This window comes from Mesorhizobium calcicola, assembly GCF_042682105.1.
Lineage (GTDB): Bacteria > Pseudomonadota > Alphaproteobacteria > Rhizobiales > Rhizobiaceae > Mesorhizobium > Mesorhizobium calcicola.
The window spans coordinates 59,266-73,819 of record NZ_JBHUGY010000015.1; the positions used below are offsets into that span (position 1 = coordinate 59,266).

Annotated in this window: 14 protein-coding genes and 1 pseudogene; 9 read left to right on the forward strand and 6 right to left on the reverse strand. The window is 61.9% G+C overall.

What is annotated here, in order from left to right; genetic code table 11:
- Positions 1 to 18: 18 nt before the first annotated feature.
- The 6 genes from ACFSQT_RS07820 (at position 19) to ACFSQT_RS07845 (ending at position 6,237) form a co-directional block, all read left to right on the forward strand.
- Entirely contained in the window at positions 19 to 1,110 is a 1,092-nt protein-coding gene (locus ACFSQT_RS07820) for an ABC transporter ATP-binding protein (RefSeq protein WP_379017954.1), read from the forward strand.
- 4 nt (positions 1,111 to 1,114) lie between these two features.
- Entirely contained in the window at positions 1,115 to 2,035 is a 921-nt protein-coding gene (locus ACFSQT_RS07825) for an ABC transporter permease (RefSeq protein ID WP_379017955.1), read from the forward strand.
- Entirely contained in the window at positions 2,028 to 2,828 is an 801-nt protein-coding gene (locus tag ACFSQT_RS07830) for an ABC transporter permease (protein WP_379017956.1), read from the forward strand. Before ACFSQT_RS07825 ends, ACFSQT_RS07830 begins: the two co-directional genes overlap by 8 nt.
- Before the next feature lie 40 nt (positions 2,829 to 2,868).
- The gene (locus ACFSQT_RS07835) at positions 2,869 to 3,903 is read left to right on the forward strand and encodes an extracellular solute-binding protein (protein ID WP_379017957.1); all 1,035 of its coding nucleotides are present in this window, start codon (positions 2,869 to 2,871) and stop codon (positions 3,901 to 3,903) included.
- An 89-nt stretch (positions 3,904 to 3,992) separates the two neighbouring features.
- Positions 3,993 to 5,420, forward strand: coding sequence for an amidase (locus tag ACFSQT_RS07840; RefSeq protein WP_379017958.1), 1,428 nt, complete (start codon positions 3,993 to 3,995; stop codon positions 5,418 to 5,420).
- An 82-nt stretch (positions 5,421 to 5,502) separates the two neighbouring features.
- Positions 5,503 to 6,237 (forward strand): TetR/AcrR family transcriptional regulator, encoded by a 735-nt coding sequence (locus tag ACFSQT_RS07845; protein ID WP_379017959.1) that lies wholly within the window; start codon positions 5,503 to 5,505, stop codon positions 6,235 to 6,237.
- Between the two features lie 3 nt (positions 6,238 to 6,240).
- On the opposite strand, the gene ACFSQT_RS07850 is transcribed toward ACFSQT_RS07845, so the two are convergent.
- The 5 genes and pseudogenes from ACFSQT_RS07850 to ACFSQT_RS07870 form a co-directional block, all read right to left on the reverse strand.
- On the reverse strand, positions 6,241 to 7,002 hold the full coding sequence (locus ACFSQT_RS07850; RefSeq protein WP_379017960.1) for an MBL fold metallo-hydrolase: 762 nt from the start codon (positions 7,000 to 7,002) through the stop codon (positions 6,241 to 6,243).
- 17 nt (positions 7,003 to 7,019) lie between these two features.
- Complete coding sequence (locus ACFSQT_RS07855) at positions 7,020 to 8,084, reverse strand: ABC transporter ATP-binding protein (RefSeq protein ID WP_379017961.1); 1,065 nt, start codon at positions 8,082 to 8,084, stop codon at positions 7,020 to 7,022.
- Positions 8,081 to 8,863, reverse strand: coding sequence for an ABC transporter permease (locus tag ACFSQT_RS07860; protein WP_379017962.1), 783 nt, complete (start codon positions 8,861 to 8,863; stop codon positions 8,081 to 8,083). The genes ACFSQT_RS07855 and ACFSQT_RS07860 overlap by 4 nt, the downstream gene beginning before the upstream one ends.
- A 1-nt stretch (position 8,864) precedes the next feature.
- Positions 8,865 to 9,731 (reverse strand): annotated as a pseudogene (locus ACFSQT_RS07865) (ABC transporter permease).
- A gap of 13 nt (positions 9,732 to 9,744) precedes the next feature.
- Entirely contained in the window at positions 9,745 to 10,836 is a 1,092-nt protein-coding gene (locus tag ACFSQT_RS07870; protein ID WP_379017963.1) for a polyamine ABC transporter substrate-binding protein, read from the reverse strand.
- A 91-nt stretch (positions 10,837 to 10,927) separates the two neighbouring features.
- On the opposite strand from ACFSQT_RS07870, the gene ACFSQT_RS07875 reads away from it, so the two are divergent.
- On the forward strand, positions 10,928 to 11,542 hold the full coding sequence (locus ACFSQT_RS07875) for a TetR/AcrR family transcriptional regulator (protein ID WP_379017964.1): 615 nt from the start codon (positions 10,928 to 10,930) through the stop codon (positions 11,540 to 11,542).
- Positions 11,543 to 12,128: 586 nt separating this feature from the next.
- On the opposite strand, the gene ACFSQT_RS07880 is transcribed toward ACFSQT_RS07875, so the two are convergent.
- The gene (locus ACFSQT_RS07880) at positions 12,129 to 13,208 is read right to left on the reverse strand and encodes an acyltransferase family protein (protein WP_379017965.1); all 1,080 of its coding nucleotides are present in this window, start codon (positions 13,206 to 13,208) and stop codon (positions 12,129 to 12,131) included.
- A gap of 80 nt (positions 13,209 to 13,288) precedes the next feature.
- On the opposite strand from ACFSQT_RS07880, the gene ACFSQT_RS07885 reads away from it, so the two are divergent.
- Both ACFSQT_RS07885 and ACFSQT_RS07890 read left to right on the forward strand, forming a co-directional pair.
- Positions 13,289 to 13,483, forward strand: a complete 195-nt coding sequence (locus ACFSQT_RS07885; RefSeq protein WP_379017966.1) for a glycosyl hydrolase 108 family protein — start codon at positions 13,289 to 13,291, stop codon at positions 13,481 to 13,483.
- A gap of 53 nt (positions 13,484 to 13,536) precedes the next feature.
- A complete protein-coding gene (locus ACFSQT_RS07890) occupies positions 13,537 to 13,830 on the forward strand; it encodes a hypothetical protein (protein WP_379017967.1) in 294 nt (97 codons plus the stop codon).
- Positions 13,831 to 14,554: the final 724 nt, after the last annotated feature.

A 14,554-nucleotide genomic window follows, 5' to 3' on the forward strand; every position in this document is an offset into this window, starting at 1 on the left:
GGAGGAGAGGGGAATATCTTGACAGCCATACGGCCCGCCGTTGAGGCGAAAGGTGTCACCAGGATCTTTCGGGGGACCGGTCAGGATCCGGTTAGAGCGCTCGACAACGTCTCCGTCGCGATCCGCGAAAATGAATTCTTCACGCTGCTCGGCCCATCCGGCTGTGGAAAGACGACGCTGCTGCGGCTGATCGCCGGCTTCGACTATCCGACTGACGGCGAGATCCTGCTTTATGGCGAGGACATCGCGCCGTTGCCGCCCTTCAAGCGGCCGGTCAACACCGTCTTCCAGTCCTATGCGCTGTTCCCGCACATGACGGTGGCCGACAACATCGGCTTTGGCCTGAAGATGCTGGGCAAGCCGAAGGCCGAGATCGAGGCGCGTGTCGACGCGATGCTGAAGCTGGTCCACATGCAGGAGCTCAAAAATCGGCGCACCAGCCAGATCTCCGGCGGCCAGCAGCAGCGCGTGGCGCTGGCCCGTGCACTGGCGCCGCAGCCGAAGGTGCTGCTGCTCGATGAGCCCTTGTCGGCGCTCGACTACAAACTGCGCAAGGAAATGCAGATCGAACTGAAGCGGCTGCAGCACGAGACCGGCATCACCTTTATCTTCGTCACCCACGACCAGGAAGAGGCGCTGACGATGTCGGACCGCATCGCGGTGATGTCGTCGGGAAACATCCTGCAGGTCGGTTCGCCCTGGGACGTCTATGACCATCCGGCGGAGCGCTTCGTCGCCGATTTCATCGGCGAGACGAACTTCCTGACCGGCATGGTCGAAAGTGCGGGCAATGGCCAGGCGCGGATCGCCTTGCGCTCGGGTGCGAAGATCTGCGCGACCGCCGCCGCGGGCTTCCGCGCGGGCAGCAACGCAACCCTGATGGTCCGGCCTGAGCATGCCAAGCTCGTCAAGGGCCGCGGCGACCTGAGCGGCATGATCGAGAACATCGTCTATTTCGGCACCGATACGCACATCCATGTCCGGCTGGACGAAGGCGAGGTCTTCATGGTGCGCCAGCAGAACTCGCGCAGCGCCAGCTGCGGCTTCGAAAACGGCGACAAGGTCGGCATTTCGATCGGCGACGATGCTGCCCAAGTGCTGAACGACTAGGGCCATGGCGACCGCGAAGGAGATCGCCGACAAGGCCGAACGTGACGACATCAGATGGCGCTGGCTGCTTTCCACCCCGGCACTGCTGATCGTCTTCCTCGCGGCCCTTGGGCCGCTGCTGATCGTGGTCGTCTATGCCTTCCTGACGCCAGGCAATTACGGCGATGTGAAATGGCAGTTCTCGACCGATGCCTGGGTGAGCGTGCTGTTCGAGCGAGACGTCTTCGACGACACGCTGTCGTTCGCCACTGCATATCTGTCGATCTTCTGGCGCTCGGTGTCGCTGTCGCTGGCAACCACCGTGCTGACCCTGATCTTGGGCTTTCCCACCGCCTATTTCATTGCCACCCGGCCGGATCACCGGCGCGACATCTGGCTGTTCCTGATCACCATCCCGTTCTGGACGAACCTCCTGATCCGCACCTTCGCCATGCAGGAGGTGCTGCGCAATGACGGCATCATCAATTCGGTGCTGCAGATGCTTGGGATCACCGACCATCCGGTCCAGCTCATGTACACCAATTTCGCCGTCCTGGCCGGCATGGTCTACGTCTTCCTGCCGCTGATGGTGCTGCCACTATACGCCAGCATGGAGAAGATCGATTTCCGCCTTGTCGAGGCGGGATACGACCTCTACGCGACGCGGTTCGAGGTGCTGAGGCGCGTCATCATCCCGCTGGTCACGCCGGGCATCGTCGCCGGCTCGATCCTCGTCTTCATCCCGTCACTTGGCGCCTATGTGACGCCGCGGGTGCTCGGCGGCGGCACCAATCTGATGATCGGCAACCTGATCGAGCTGCAATTCGGCCAGGGCAGGAACTGGCCGCTCGGTGCGGCGCTGTCGATCACCTTGATGGCGATCGTCATGGTGGCGCTGCTGTTCTATGTCCGCAACACGACAAGGTCGGATGGCGCCCATGGCTAACCGCTTCGACGTCCGGCGGCAGAATGGTTTCGTCAGCGTGGCGATGCTGTGTTTCTTCCTGCTCTACCTGCCGATCGCCACGCTCGTGGTCTACGCCTTCAACGACAATGATTCCGTTGTGATCTGGAAAGGCTTCTCGCTGCGCTGGTTCCACATCGCCTGGAACAATGGGCTGGTCATCGAAGCGTCGGTCCGCTCGTTCCGAATCGCCGCCATCGCCGCCGTGCTGGCGACGATCACCGCCACGATGGCGGCGCTAGCGACGACCAGGACCAAACCGTATCCGGGATTGACGCTCAAATACGCCTTCATCAACCAGCCGCTGATGGTGCCGGAGATCGTCACCGCGGTGGCGCTGCTGATCGTGTTCTCGCGCATCAAGATCTGGACCGGTTATTCCGGGCTTGGCTACCTCGTTGCCGCGCACACCGCCTTCTGCATCCCGTTCGCCTATCTGCCGATCCGGGCGCGACTTGAAAGCATGGACCTGGCGCTCGAGACGGCGGCGGCCGATCTCTATGCAACGAAGTGGAAGACCTTCCGGCACGTGACCTTGCCGCTGCTCTGGCCGGGCATTCTCGCCGGGTTGATGCTCGCCTTCGTCGTCTCGCTAGACGACGTCGTCATCACCGAATTCGTCAAATCGGGCGGCCAGGACACGCTGCCCACCTACATGCTCGGCCAGCTCCGGCGTACAGTGACGCCGGAAGTCAATGCGATCTCGACCGCCTTCCTCGTGCTGTCGATCGGCATCGTCACGGCCTTCTTTTTCATCAGCAGGAAACGGACCTGAGGCGGCGACGCCGGCGGTCCCAACAATGGGAGAATGGAGCATGAACTGGAAACTGACCGCGACGGCGATCGGATTGTCGCTGCTGGCCGTGACGGGCGTGGCCCGAGCCGAGGGTGAGCTCAACATCTACAATTGGGGCAATTACACCAGCCCCGACCTGATCAAGAAGTTCGAGGAGACCTACAAGGTCAAGGTCACCGTCACCGACTTCGATTCCAACGACACGGCACTCGCCAAGATCCGCCAGGGCGGCGCCGGTTTCGACATCGTCGTGCCTTCGGCGAGCGTCGTCCCGATCTGGATCAGCGAAGGGCTGCTGCTTGAATCGCGCCCGGACCAGATGGAGAATTTCAAGAATGTCGATCCCAAATGGGTCGATGTCCCCTTTGATCCGGGTCGCAAATACACCGTTCCGTGGCAGTGGGGTACGACAGGCCTATCGGTCAACAAGTCGGTCTATTCGGGCGACGTGAACACGTCCGCGATCTTCCTCGATCCGCCGCCCGAGCTGGTCGGGAAGATCAATGTCGTCCCAGAAATGGGTGACATCATGTTCCTCGCCATCGCCTACGAAGGCGGCCAGTACTGCACCGGCGACAAGGTGGTGTTGAAGAAGGTGCGCGACAAGCTGGTCGAGGCCAAGGCGAAATGGCTGTCCTTCGACTACGGCGCCGTCGACGGCCTGGGCAAGGGCGACATCGCCGCCGGCGTCAACTGGAATGGCATTTCGCTCCGTCAGCGATTGCAGAACGACAAGATCGTCTATGGCTACCCCAAGGAAGGCTATCCGATCTGGATGGACAATGTCGCCGTCCTCAAGGACGCCAGGAACGTCGACAACGCCAAGCTCTTCCAGAACTTCATCATGGACCCGAAGAACGCGGCCATGATCTCGGCCTTCGCGCGGTATTCGAACGGCATCAAGGGCTCGGAAGCCTTCATGCCCGACGACATGAAGAACGCGCCGGAAGTGAACGTTCCGGCCGAATTCGTTGCCAAGGGACAGTTCATGCCGGCCTGTCCGCCGGACGTGCAGGCGCTCTACACGAAAATCTGGACCGACCTCCAGAAATAGCCTGAGCCCGGCTCTTCCGCGCCGTGACACGCGGCGCGGCCACCTCCCGTCCATGCCAAGCGCGATCCGGCGATCGCAGGAGACTTCCCATGACCGATCTCGACCTTTGCTACATGCCGGCCAGCGAGGCGCTGCGGCTGTTCAAGGCGAAGAAACTTTCACCCGTCGAATTGATGCAGGCCACCATCCGCCGCGCCGAAGCCACTAGGTCGACGATCAACTGCCTGACCTTCACGCATTTCGACGAGGCGATGGATCGGGCCAGAAAGGCCGAGGCGAAATACGCGAGCGGCGCCAGGACTGGCGCGCTCGAGGGCCTGCCGATCGGCATCAAGGATGAAAGCTACATCAAGGACAAGCCGACGTCGCACGGCTCGCTGCTGTCGAAGGACGCCATTGGCGGCCACACTTCGACGATGAACGAGCGCATCATCAAGGCCGGCGGCATCGTCCATGCGCGCACAGCGACGCCCGAATTCAGCTGCGCCGGCTTTACCTGGTCGAGGCGCTGGGGCGTCACGCGCAATCCATGGAATCCGGACTTCACGCCGGGGGGGTCGTCCGGCGGTGCGGCGGCGGCGCTTGCCTCGGGCACATCGTCGATTGCCAGCGGTTCGGACATTGCCGGGTCGATCCGCATTCCTGCCTCGGCCTGCGGTGTTGTCGGCTTCAAGCCGCCTTATGGCCGCAACCCGGACGAGCCGCCGTTCAATCTCGACTTCTATTGCCACACCGGACCGCTGGCACGAAACGTCCGGGACGCGATCCTGCTGCAGAATGTCATGGCGGGACCGAGCCCGCTCGATATCGCCACGCTGCGCCCGAAATTGCGCCTGCCGCTTGACTACAAGCCGATCAAGGGCTGGAAGATCGCCTTCTCGATGGACCTCGGTTCTTTCGAAGTGGATGCGGAGGTGCGCAGGAACACGCTTGCCGCCTGCGACGTGTTCCGGTCGCTTGGCGCCACCGTCGAGGAAGTCGACCTCGGCTGGGGCGACGAAGTGCTCAAGGCCGGCATGGCTTATCTGGAGCACCTCTTCGGCGCCTCGCTGTCGCAACTGCTCAAGCAGCACGGCAACGACATGACCAGTTATGCACGGCAATTCGCCGAGGATGGGCAAAAATCCAAGGCCACGGACTTTGTCGCAACCCTGGAGGTGGCGGCCAGGATGTACCAGACGCTCGGCCCGCTGCTGGAGACATATGATGCGCTGATCTGCCCGACGAACGCGCTTCCCGCGGTGCCGGCGGAGTTCGATCACACCAGGGACTCCGTCGAGATCAACGGAAAGCAGGTGAACCCGTCGCTTGGCTGGGTGATGACGACGCCGTTCAACATGCTGAGCCGCTGCCCGGTTCTATCCATGCCGTCGGGGCGGGCGGCGAGCGGCGTGCCGACTGGCATCCAGATTGTCGGACGCACCTATTGCGACGCCGATGTCTTCCGGGCAGCGCTGGCCTATGAAACGGCCCAGGGCCAATGGTACAGAAACACCGAAACGCGACCGTCGCTTTGACCGGTCACGCGGCCTCTGCTGGCTGGTGCTTGCTCTCTCGCTTCGAGTATGGTGAGCCGGCGCGCAGGGCTGGAAATCGCCGTTGCAAGGTTTGAAAAAGGGCTGGACAGGAATGGCGCAACGCAAGGCTGCCGTGGCACAGAGGGCACCCACGGCAATGGCCGCCCAAGGTGGCGACAAGCGGCTCGAGCCGGCTCCCCGGGATCGCCGGCGCGAGCGCGGCGAAGCCAGCATTCAGCGTATCATCGACGCCACGATCGATCTGATCGCCGACGAAGGCTTGGCGAGCGTCACCATGCAGCGCATAGCCGAGCATGTCGGCTCCTCCAACGCATTGGTGGTCTTCCACTTCCGTAGCAAGGAGAACCTGTTTCGCGCCGTGCTGCAGTATCTCAGCGATCAGTACGATGAATTGTGGGCGACGCTGGTGCGCGCGCCCGGCCTGTCGCCGGTCGAGCGGCTGATGGGCGCGGTCGAATGCGCGCAGAGATTCGCGCGGCAGCATCCGAAATGGGTTTCAGTGTTTGTCGTGTTCTCCAGCGACCGCAAGAGCATGCAGATCTACAACGAGATCGGCCTGCCCAGCGATCTCAGCTACAATGCCGAGGCCCGCGACCTGCTCATCGAAATCAAGCGCGCCGGCGGCTACACCGATGTCGACCCGGAGACACTGGCTGAAAGCCTCAACTATCTCGTCCATGGCGCGTGGATCTGGGATCACCTCAACCCGCCGGCGGGCAATTCCGATGTGCTGAGAAAGACGATGCTGATGCTGCTGCACCAGTCGTTTCCTCGGCATTTCGAATTGGCGCGCTGACCTTCAAGGGCTCGGCCGCAGGTGGCAGCCGGCCTGCCGCTTCCGCGCCAGATATTCGTCGACTAGCTGGCGGTAGCGCACCTTGCCGAAGCTCGGGAAATGACCGCCATGCACGACCGCGACATCGAGCTCGCGCATGCCGAGCAGCGTCGCCATATAGTCGGAAATATCGGAGTGATAGACGTCGTCGATCAGCGGGCCGTCATAGATGATGTCGCCGGAAAGCAGGATACCGGTCTTCTTCTCGTGGAGCGCGATGCCGCCGGGCGAATGGCCAGGCGTGTGGATCACCTCGAAGGCAAGGTCGCCGAGATCGACGACATCGCCATGCGCGAGCAGACGGTCGGCCGGGGCAGGCAGGACGCGGTAGTTCACCGTGTCCCAGCCTTGCGGCATACCGTCGAACATCTCGTCGGTCGCATAAGTGCCGGCGACCGTCCATTCGTTGCGCGGATCGGCGAGGATTTCCGCCTCGGCCGCGTGCACGCAGCGGTCGGGAAATTCGTGGTGACAACCGATGTGATCGAAATGCGTGTGGCTGGCGACGCAAATGAGCTTTCGCTCCGTCACCAGCGGCACGTGACGCCTGAGGCTGAAATGGCCGAGGCCGGTGTCGAACAGGAGATCGCGGTCGCGGCCGCGCACATGCCACATGTTGCAGCGGAAAAACGGCTTGATCCACGGCTCGTGGATCAGCGTCACGCCGTCGGCCATGCGGATGGTCTCGTACCAGTCTGGTGCGTCGATGGCCGGAAGCGTGCCCATTTCAATCCGTCAAAAGTTCAGTCCGTCAGAAGGATGATCTGGTCGGTATCGCACGAAACTCCAACCGTGTCGCCCGGCTGGATGGTCGCTGAGGCCGGCAGCCTGGCGATGTACTGAAGGGAGGGGTCTTCGACGGAAATGGCCAGCACGCGCTTGAAGCTGCCCTGGAAGACGACGTCGCTGACCTCGGCCGTGCCGAGCCTGACACCGCCGCCGGCCGCGCCGAGGACAAGATGCTCCGGCCGTATGGCCAGCCCGACAGCCGACCCCAACGGCAAGGCGCTCGGCACTGAAACCGGCCCGACCGGCGTCGCGACAGTGCTGGCCCTGTCCCTGGCCTCCGTGACCGTGCCGGCAAGGATCGTGCTTTCGCCCATGAAGGTGGCGGAAAAGCGCGTCGCCGGCCTGGCATAGACGCGTTCGGGCGGGCCTTCATCCTCGATGCGCCCGTCATTCATCACCACGCAATGGTCGGCCAGCGCCATCGCCTCTTCCTGGTCGTGGGTGACATGGATGAAGGCGGTGCCGACACGCTTCTGGATCGCCTTCAACTCGTCCTGCATCTGCCGGCGCAATTTGAGGTCGAGCGCGCCGAGCGGCTCGTCGAGCAAAAGCACCGCCGGCTCAATCACCAGCGCGCGCGCCAGCGCGACACGCTGCCGCTGGCCGCCGGAGAGCTGGTGCGGCTTCTTGTCGAAGGAAGAGGCGAGGCCAACCAGCGCCAGCGCTTCGCGTGAGCGTGCCGCCCGTGTCGCGCCATCGACGCCCTGCATGCGCAAGCCGAAGCCGACATTGCTGCCGACGCTCATATGCGGGAACAGCGCGTAATCCTGGAACACCGTCGTCGTCGGCCGCCTGGCTGGCGGCACCGAGGTGCAGTCCTCGCCACGAATGAACACCTTGCCTTCGCTCGGGGTGACGAAGCCGCCGAGGATGGACAGCAGCGTCGTCTTGCCGGAACCCGAGGGGCCGAGCAGGATGGTGTAGCTGCCCGGTTCGATCTGCAGCGAGACGTCCTTCAGCACTGTCTGCTGGCCGAAGCGATGCGAGACGGCGCGGATGTCGACCAAAGGCGCGGTCATGCTCTTCTCCTGCGCAGCAATGTCAGTTCGAACAGTACGACCAGCACGATCGACACGGCGAAGACCAGCGAGCCGACGGCATTGGTTTTCGGATTGAGGCCGGAGCGCAGCAGGTTCCAGATTTCTACGGGCAAGGTCGTGTCGAAGCGGGTCAAGAGGAAGGAGATCACAAACTCGTCCCATGAGAAGGTCATCGACAGGAAGAAGCCAGCGAAGATGGCCGGCGCCATCACCGGCACGGTGATCAGGAGCAGCACCTTCCATTCCGGCGCGCCGAGATCGCGCGCGGCGCGTTCGATGTTGATCTGGTGGTCGCCCATCTGGCTGTAGATGATGGCAAAGCAGAGCGGAAGGTTGATCACGACATGGCCGATGCCGGCGGCAAGCAGCGATTTCGGCACGCCGACCCAGTTGAACAGCACCAGCAGCCCCATGCCGATGATGAGATAGCTGACCGTCAGGGGCAGGGTGATCAGCCCGCGCAGCAGGCCGGAGCCGGGCAGGACGAAGCGGGCAAAGCCCCAGGCGGAGAGGAAGCCGAGGGCAACGGCGGCGAGGGACGAGATCGAAGCAACCAGCAGCGAATTGACCAGCGCCGAGGTCAGCCGCGTGTCCGAGAGAACCGCGTCGTACCAGCGCAGCGAAGGGCCGGTGAAGGGCGGGATCGGAAACGACGTCGCCTGCAACGAAAACAGCACCAGCACGACCACCGGCAGGAAGATGAAGGCGTAGACGGCGAGCGCGTAGAGCGAGGAGGCGATGCGGACAATCCGATGCATCTCAGGCCCGCTCGATCTTCAGCCAGCGGGCGCAGGCGAGATAGGCTGATGTGACGACCGCCATCAGGATGATCGACAGCGCCGAAGCCAGCGGAAAGTCGCCGCGGCGACCGATCTGCATCATCACCAGCTGCGGCATCAGAAGCTCGTTGTTGCCGCCGAGGATCTGCGGCGTGATGTAGTCGCCGATGCACAGCACGAAGGTGAGGAAGGCGCCGACCATGATGCCGGGCAAGGTCAGCGGCAGCACGACATGCAGGAAGGTGCGCACCGGCCCGGCACCGAGATCGGCGGCGGCCTTGCGGTAGCTGGGGCTGAGCTGCTTCAGGTTGGCGAAGATCGTCAGCGTCAAGAGCATGACGAAGAAATGCACGAAGCCGGTGACGGTGGCGAAACGCGTGTTGGCGAGTTGCAAGGGTTCGGCGACCACGCCGATGCCCGTCAGCGCCTGGTTGATGACGCCGTTCTGCGCCAGCACCAGCAGCCAGGAATAGCAGCGCACGACATAGGAGGTCCAGAACGGCAGCACGGCCAGCATCAGCGCCAGCCGCTGCCAGCGTTCCGGCACCTGTTCGGCGAGGATCCAGGCGAAGGGATAGGCGAGCAGCACCGAGACGACGGTGACGATCACTGTTATCTCAAGCGAGTTCACCATTGCCTGCCAGTAGGAGGGATTGGTGAAGAACTGGCTGTAGTTGGACAGCGTAAAGCCGCCGCCCTAATGCGCCGTCAGGCTGGAAAACCCCATGGCGACGAAAGGCAGCACGAAGAACAAAAGCGTCCAGCCAAGCGCCGGCGTGACCAGCGCCCAGGGCAGGGCATTGCCCGCCCGGGGCAGGGCACCCCAGTTGTTTTCGGCTGAATTCATCAGCAGCGATCGCTCACTTCGCCTGCAGCATTTCGGTCCACATGTCCTGCATCTTCTTGTCGAGATCGGCGTTCGGCGCCGGATAGGCCTGGGCGCGGGCGAGGAAGCCCGGCTGCTCGTCGAAACGCAGGATCTTCTTCTGCTCGTCGGTCAAAGCCGCCTTGGTGTTCGCCGGCATGCCCCAGTAGCAGGACGAGGTGGCAAGCCGCGCCTGGCCTTCCGGGCTCATAATGTACTGGATGAACTTCAGCGCCATGTCCTTGTTCTTGGAATCCTTGAACATGGCCAGCGACTGCGACCACAGCACAGCACCTTCTTTCGGGATCGAGAAATCGAGAGCAGGGTTCTCCTTGGCCAGCCCGGCCGTCACCCATTCGCCGCCGCCGACCAGGATGTCGACCTCGCCGGTCGCCAGCGCCGTCTGGCTGGCGGTGACTTCGCCGACCAGCTTGGCATTGGCCTTCATCTTGAGCAGCTCTTCCTTGAGGGCGGGCAGGTCGGCTTCGGTGAGATCCGCCGTCTTCTTGCCGATGGCGAGCGCGGCCATGCCGATGACCGGCAGATAGTAGTCGTAGATGGCGACCTTGCCCTTGTATTTGTCGCCGGTCAGTGCGGCCATCGACTGCATGTCGGCCGGATCGACCTTTGTCTTGTTGTAGCCGATCGTGTTGTAGCCGAACTTTTCGGTGATGCCGTAGCGCTTGCCGCCGACGACGGTGGAGCCGTCCATCTTCACCTGGGGAAACATGTCGGCGAGCGGGAGCTTGTCGTCCGGCAGCGGCTCGAACAGGCCTTTTTCGACGCCGCGCGGCACGTCGATCGAGTCGATCACCATCACGTCCCAGTCGCCGGGCTGCGACTGTTCGACGATGGCGAGGCCGGCGCCGGTGCCCTCGAATTCCTTGACGTTGACCTTGACGTTGTTGGCCTCCTCGAACGGCTGCAGCAGCGCGGGGTCGGAGTGATCGCACCAGATCAGCGCGTTGAGATCGGCGCCTTGCGCGACGCTGCCGGCGCCGAGCAGAAGTGCCGTGGCGGCGCACGCCGCATGCAGATGGCTCTTCAGGACGGAAAGCGGATTCCCGGATTCGGATTTTGCGGACATCGAGTGTTCTCCCTTGCCTTTGTGGCTTCTTGCAAAAAATTGAACCAATTTTAAAATTGAGTCAATTCTGTTTTTGTGGCAAGAGGCTGAGATGAGCGGATTGCGGGCAAGGCAAAAGGCGGACCGGCACAGGCGCATCATCGAGGCGGCGGCCGAGCTTTTCCGCGAGGCCGGCTATGAGGGCGCCAAGATCGAGGCGATCGCCGCACAGGCCGAGGTCTCGGTCGGAACCATCTACAATTACTACCAGAACAAGGGCGACATCCTCGGCGCCATCGTCTCGCTGGAAGTCAACGAGGTGCTGAATGCTGGGCAAGGCGTCGTCGCCAGGCCGCCGGCCAATGTCGGCGACGCGCTGGACACGCTGATCGGCATCTATATCGAGCACTCGCTGCATTATCTCAGCAAGGAGATGTGGCGGCAGGCGATGGCGATCTCGACGCAATTGCCCGACAGCCCGTTCGGCCAGGCCTACACCGCGCTCGACCGCTCACTGACCGAACAGATCCGTGCCCTGATCGCCCGGCTGCAGGCACTCGGCTTGGTGCGGCAGGACATCGACAGCGCGGCACTCGGCGAACTGATCTTCAACAACATGAACATGATGTTCATCGAGTTCGTGAAGCGCGACGAGGCGAAGATCGCGGAACTGCGCGCGGAGATCCGCCGGCAGAACCGCATATTGGTGGCGGCGATTGCGGTCTGATTGTCAGGAACAGGCGGCAGAAGTCGATTTTTGGACTAGGCCGCTGCTCAACCCTCTTGAGTCGAATCTGAAATCTGCTACAACCCATGGGTGCATTTCTAGGGGAGGGGTGAATGCAGTTTTCCATCTGGCATTGGGCAATACTTCTGTTGTTGATCGGCGTCCCCGTCTTCTTTGCGGTTCGATCTGCCATCAAGCCCTCGCAGTCCTAACGGACACCCTTCCCGGAGCCATTCCACCTGACCGTTAGGCTATGGCCTAACGGTCAGATTGAATGCGGTGCTCCGCGTCATTGCGCTCGCCCAATATGCCAGGAGTTCGCGGTGCATGCCCCATATGGGATGATCTGGTAGTGTCCCAGTTCGAAATTTGACGCCGCAGTCACGATCTGGCTCAAACTCCTATCTTAGCGGAATGCACGGATAGGACCATGGCCGACCCCACATTTGGACAACGTGACTACATGCGGAAGCTTGTAAGCGAGCTAGGCTTGCGGCTCGCGGTCGTCTCGAAATCAGAAGGCGGACGGTCGGACTGACCCCAGAGGCGCCACGATGAAATAGGCGACGCCCCAAAGCTTCTGCCGCTATGAGAAGCCCCGCGCGACCATGGCTTCGTCCCGTGCCGGCTGGCCGGATCGAACGCCGCCATCGGCAACCGGTTGCTGCGGCACATCCGCCGGTGGCTTGGGCGCCAGGCGCGATATGCGTCTGCGCAGCGGCGTCTCGACGTAGCGGAATGAATAGTAACTGACGATCGTCACAGCGATCAATGTCAGCCCGAACCAGAGGGGTCTCGGCAAAAGCGAAATTGGCGTCCACATCTTGAGCGCAAAATAGATGGGCAAGTGGAGCAGATAGACAGAATAGGACATGTCGCCATGCCACCTCAGCACGCCCCGCCCCAACAGGCGCTGGGCCACCGGGGAGGCTGTCGAAACAAGTACCAGAGAAGGCAGATAGACAAGGTACAGCGTGCTGCCGAACAGGGATTTTGGCAATCCAAGGACATCAATCATTCCTGGCCACGACAAGACGTAGAGGATCAGAAGCGCAACGAACGGGACATCGTATGACTTGTCCGGCTCGAGGTTGACGCGCCCGGCGACGACCCCGGCGAGAAACAGAGGGGCGGCCTGCATGAGAACAGGAGTGCTGATGGCGGCCCCCTGGAGAATGGCCACTGCCGCGAGCAGCAGGAAGTTGGCACCATTGCCCAGGCGCTGGCAAATCCACCAGATCAAGGGGAAAACCAGATAGAACTGGATCTCTCTCGGGATCGTCCAAAACACTGATTGGCCGGCCCAGAAAACGTAATGTAGCCACCATCCATCCCACTGCAGCCCGTAAAAAGGCAGGCGACGACCTGTCAGCAACAGCCAGGCATAGGCTGCCGTCACGCAGATGAAAAATAGTGGAAGGACGCGCGCCGCGCGCTTGACCCAGAAGTCGATTACCGCCGATCCGGAAATCGGGGCAGTCGAATATTTCCTGCCCATCAGAAATCCGGACAGCACGAAAAACAGTTCAACGCCGATGATGCCGCACCAGGCAAATGTGAGGGGGTGCCACGGCGCATCGGTCGCGAAATGCTGAAGGAGCACTGACAGCGCCGCGATGCCGCGCAGTCCATCGAGAGCGAATATTCGCTCATTGTTATTCTGCAAGTCAAATCCCCCGGCCCCGGCCAACTATAGCCAAGATCCGAAACTTAACAACCTGCCCGCGAGGGCGGAAAGGAACTGCCATGGACCGCAACTTCGCGTGGGCGCTTGCGCTCGTCTTGAAATCGGAAGGTGGGTGGTCGGACAATCCGGCTGACCCCGGCGGCGCCACTATGAAGGGCGTGACGCTCGCCAACTCCAGCCGGTATGTGAAGGCGGACGCTACCAATCCCGATCCGAAGAAGATCGACGACAAGCATGTCCGATTGCGTTCTTAGACCACAACGAAATCGGCGTTGGTGAGCGCCAGGTTGGCGGCGAGTGTGGCGAAATGGGTCGAGCCGCCTGCTGCATTGCCGTTGCTGTCATAGGTGAGCCACCCGGTGTCGGTCTCGTAGATGATGTGCTGGCTGGCATTGGTGGCGGCAACGGCACGCTGACGGCGGACCAGTTCGTCAAGAACACCACCGGCCTTGCCGGTGACGGCAACGATCACATCATCTACGAGACCGACACCGGGTGGCTCACCTATGACAGCAATGGCAGTGCGGCGGGTGGTTCCACTCACTTCGCCACGCTGGCCGCCAACCTGGCACTGACCAACGCCGATTTCGTCGTGGTGTGACTCTAGCTGGCGGTTGAAAAGTCGTTTGTTCACGAAACGTCATTGAATCGTGCCATGAACGGTGTGGAGGCACTACCCACCCGCGATTAAATAAGATTGAGCTAAAATGGTTCCGGAACGCTACCTGCAAACAGTAGGACAGGGAATTTTGGTAGAATTAATGCCAGTAGGACCTAAAGGCCAGAAGCGCCCCGCCGCTTGAATTGGACGCCTGAAACGCAAAAGCCCGACCAAAGCAGCTTTTGTAGAGAGCCCGCGCCACAGAGGGGACCAGATGACGCGGGCCTGCTGATGTTTGCCCACCGGCCTTGCGACGCAGCCAAGCAGCGGCATTCGAAGCGTTAAATCAACAATTCGAGACGGCTAATGTTCCATCAGGCGGCTTCCGCTTGAACGTCGGCTTCCAGTCGCGGTTTCGCTCTCGCTGCTGGCCCTAGTAGTCTCCTTACGCGATCACGCCATGTCCTTTCTGTGCATATTAGCAGATTTGTATATGCGGCGAGCCCCACATCAAGGGACCCCAGGTCGGCGTCTGTTCAGGCAATTCTCCCACCAAGGAGAGGACGCCGGCCGCGGCACGCAGACAAACGGCGGCTTGGACTTGAAGCGGAAGTGAGAAAGCATGAGCAGCTTTGGCGTATGGCTCATACTCGCTACGGCGGCCGTGGCGATCCTTTACCTGCTGACATATGTCTCGATCACTATGTAGGAGCAGCGCGGCGGG